This window comes from Candidatus Streptomyces philanthi (assembly GCF_059553635.1).
This window is the reverse complement of record NZ_JCANQV010000446.1, coordinates 1-3,430: the sequence shown is the minus strand read 5'-3', so window position 1 is coordinate 3,430 and position 3,430 is coordinate 1. Positions and strand designations below refer to the sequence as shown.

Genomic DNA, 3,430 nt, shown 5'->3' with positions numbered 1-3,430 from the left:
CCCCTAAGCCCCCTCCTTCAGCACCCGCGTGATCAGCTTCGACTGCGCCTCGGTCAACCGGGGGTCCGCGCAGTACGCCGTCCGGTCGTCGACGGTGATCTGGTAGACGAAGCCGTCGGGGACGCCGACGGGGGGCTCGTCGTGGGTGTGGGTGAGGGCTTCTTCGGCGAGGGTGTGCCAGTCGGCGGCGTCGGACCGCGCCGAGGTGTCCACCTCGGCGCGGCGTTCGATGCCCGCGAAGCCACCGGTACGTCGGATGTGGATGCGCATGGGGGGATTTCTACCCCGTGACGCGCCGGTGGTCTCCTGTTACTGCGCTATTCGGTGCCGGTCACGCCCACCTGGGACCACGCCTTGGTGACGGCCTCGTGCTCGGCGCCGTCGCCGTAGCGGGCCTTGGCGGCCTCCAGGGTGAGCCGGGCGAAGTCGGCGAACTGGGCGTTCTTGGTGAGCTTGCCGCCGGTGAGCACGTCGTACCAGATCTGGCCCGCCTTCTCCCAGGCGTGCCCGCCCAGCGCGGTGGCGACCAGGTAGAAGGCGCGGTTGGGGATGCCGGAGTTGATGTGCACCCCGCCGTTGTCCTCCGCCGTGCGGACATAGCCGGCCATGCTGGCGGGCTGCGGGTCCTTGCCCAGGGCCGGGTCGTCGTACGCGGTGCCGGGCGCCTTCATCGAGCGCAGGGCCTTGCCGTTGACGTGCGGGGCGAGGAGGTCCGCGCCGATCAGCCAGTCGGCGTCGGCGGCGGTCTGGCCGAGCGCGTACTGCTTGATCAGCGAGCCGAAGACGTCGGAGACCGACTCGTTGAGGGCGCCGGACTGGCCGGTGTAGTCGAGGTTGGCGGTGTACTGGGTGACGCCGTGGGTCAGCTCGTGACCGATGACGTCCACCGGGATGGTGAAGTCCTTGAACAGGGTGCCGTCGCCGTCGCCGAAGACCATCCGCTCGCCGTCCCAGAAGGCGTTGTCGTACTTCTGCCCGTAGTGGACGGAGGCGTTCAGCGGCAGGCCGGCGCCGTCGATGGAGCGCCGCCCGTAGACCTTGAGGTACATCTCGAACGTCGCGCCGAGTCCGGCGTGCGCGCGGTTGACGGAGGCGTCCTTCGAGGTGGCGTCGGACTCGGAGTGGACCTTGGTGCCGGGCAGGTCCTGGCCGTGCTGCGCGTCGTAGATGGTGCGGTTCGGCTTGTCGGACGGGGTGTCCGAGGACGCGGGGGCCGTGGCGAGCCGCACGGTGTCGTGGCGGCGGGTGCGGTGCAGCGTGTCGTGTTCGAGGGTGCGGCGGGCGGGCTCGTGGTGCGCCGGATCGTCGGACTGTGCCAGTTTGTCGAGCAGGTGCGGCGGGACGATGGAGCAGAAAACCGGTGTGGCCGGGGTCTCCGGCGTCGTGGTGTCGTCCATGGAAAAAATGTGGCACCGCGTGAGGAGGATGTCACCGCTCGCCGTCGAGATTCCCGAGAACGAGTGGTGTACCGCACGACGGGCCGATCCCGCATGCTGATACGGGAGGGCCGTCTTCCGGATGCTCCGCTATCGTGCTTCACACCATGCGTTACGGGCTGCTTCTCCTTAGCTGCCGCGGCGAGGGCCTGTAAGTCGTAGGCCGACCCCCTCCCCGCGGAGTTCGGTGGTGCGAGGAATCGCCCCGTCGGCCGTCCCAGCGGACACACGAGGAGCCCTACGCATCATGACGCAGCCGTCGAACCCCGCCGTCGGACGCCCCACCCCGATCACCAACGCGACCCACTTCCAGCGCCCCTCCGGGATGCCGGTCCACAAGTACGGCCGCTACGAGGCGGTGGACATCCCCGACCGCACCTGGCCCGACCAGCGCATCACCACGGCCCCCCGCTGGCTCTCCACCGACCTGCGCGACGGCAACCAGGCCCTGATCGACCCGATGTCCCCGGCCCGCAAGCGGGAGATGTTCGACCTGCTGGTGTCGATGGGCTACAAGGAGATCGAGGTCGGCTTCCCCTCCTCCGGCGAGACCGACTTCGCGTTCGTCCGCTCGATCATCGAGGAGGGCGCGATCCCGGAGGACGTGACGATCTCCGTGCTGACGCAGGCCCGCGAGGAGCTGATCGAGCGGACCGTCGAGTCCCTGGTCGGCGCCCCCCGCGCGACCGTCCACCTCTACAACGCCACCGCGCCGGTCTTCCGCCGGGTCGTCTTCCGCGGCAGTCGTGAGCAGGTCAAGCAGATCGCGGTGGACGGCACCCGGCTGGTGACCCGGTACGCGGAGAAGCTGCTGGGCGACGAGACGGTGTTCGGCTACCAGTACAGCCCGGAGATCTTCACCGACACCGAGCTGGACTTCGCGCTGGAGGTCTGCGAGGGCGTCATGGACGTCTGGCAGCCCGAGGACGGCCGGGAGATCATCCTGAACCTGCCCGCCACCGTCGAGCGCTCCACCCCCTCCACCCACGCCGACCGCTTCGAGTGGATGTCGCGCCACCTCTCGCGCCGCGAGCACATCTGCCTGTCCGTCCACCCGCACAACGACCGCGGTACCGCCGTCGCCGCCGCCGAACTGGCGATCATGGCGGGCGCGGACCGGATCGAGGGCTGCCTGTTCGGGCAGGGCGAGCGCACCGGCAACGTCGACCTGGTGACCCTGGGCATGAACCTGTTCTCCCAGGGCGTCGACCCGCAGATCGACTTCTCGCAGATCGACGAGGTCCGCAGGACCGCCGAGTACTGCAACCAGATGGAGGTCCACCCGCGCCACCCCTACGCGGGCGACCTGGTCTACACCGCCTTCTCCGGCTCCCACCAGGACGCCATCAAGAAGGGCTTCGAGGCGATGGAGGCCGACGCGGCCGCCGCCGGGAAGACCGTCGACGACATCGAATGGGCCGTCCCGTACCTGCCGATCGACCCCAAGGACGTCGGCCGCTCCTACGAGGCCGTCATCCGCGTCAACTCGCAGTCCGGCAAGGGCGGCATCGCCTACGTCCTCAAGAACGACCACAAGCTGGACCTGCCGCGCCGGATGCAGATCGAGTTCTCCCGGATCATCCAGGAGAAGACCGACGCCGAGGGCGGCGAGGTCACGCCCACCGAGATCTGGTCCGTCTTCCAGGACGAGTACCTGCCCAACCCCGGTAACCCCTGGGGCCGCATCCAGGTGCGCGACGGCCAGACCACCACGGGCGGCGACGGCGTGGACGCGCTGACCGTCGAGGCGACCGTCGACGGCCGCGACACCGTGCTGACCGGCTCCGGCAACGGCCCCATCTCGGCCTTCTTCGACGCCCTCCAGGGTCTGGGCATCGACGTACGCCTGCTGGACTACCAGGAGCACACGATGAGCGAGGGCGCCTCCGCGCAGGCCGCCTCGTACATCGAGTGCGCGATCGACGGCAAGGTGCTGTGGGGCATCGGCATCGACGCCAACACCACCCGTGCCTCGCTGAAGGCCGTGGTCTCCG

Annotated in this window: 3 protein-coding genes; 1 reads left to right on the top strand and 2 read right to left on the bottom strand. The window is 69.4% G+C overall.

Features of this window, described 5'->3' with window-relative positions:
• Positions 1-3 precede the first annotated feature (3 nt).
• Positions 4-270 carry a protealysin inhibitor emfourin gene (locus tag AC51EU_RS28735; protein ID WP_496270015.1) on the bottom strand — a complete coding sequence of 89 codons (267 nt, stop codon included), beginning with the start codon at positions 268-270 and terminating at the stop codon, positions 4-6.
• A gap of 47 nt (positions 271-317) precedes the next feature.
• Positions 318-1,397 (bottom strand): M4 family metallopeptidase, encoded by a 1,080-nt coding sequence (locus tag AC51EU_RS28730; RefSeq protein WP_496270014.1) that lies wholly within the window; start codon positions 1,395-1,397, stop codon positions 318-320.
• Positions 1,398-1,683: 286 nt separating this feature from the next.
• Between AC51EU_RS28730 and leuA the strand changes: the two genes are divergently transcribed.
• On the top strand, positions 1,684-3,430 hold a 1,747-nt coding region (gene leuA, locus AC51EU_RS28725; protein WP_496270013.1), incomplete at its 3' end, for a 2-isopropylmalate synthase.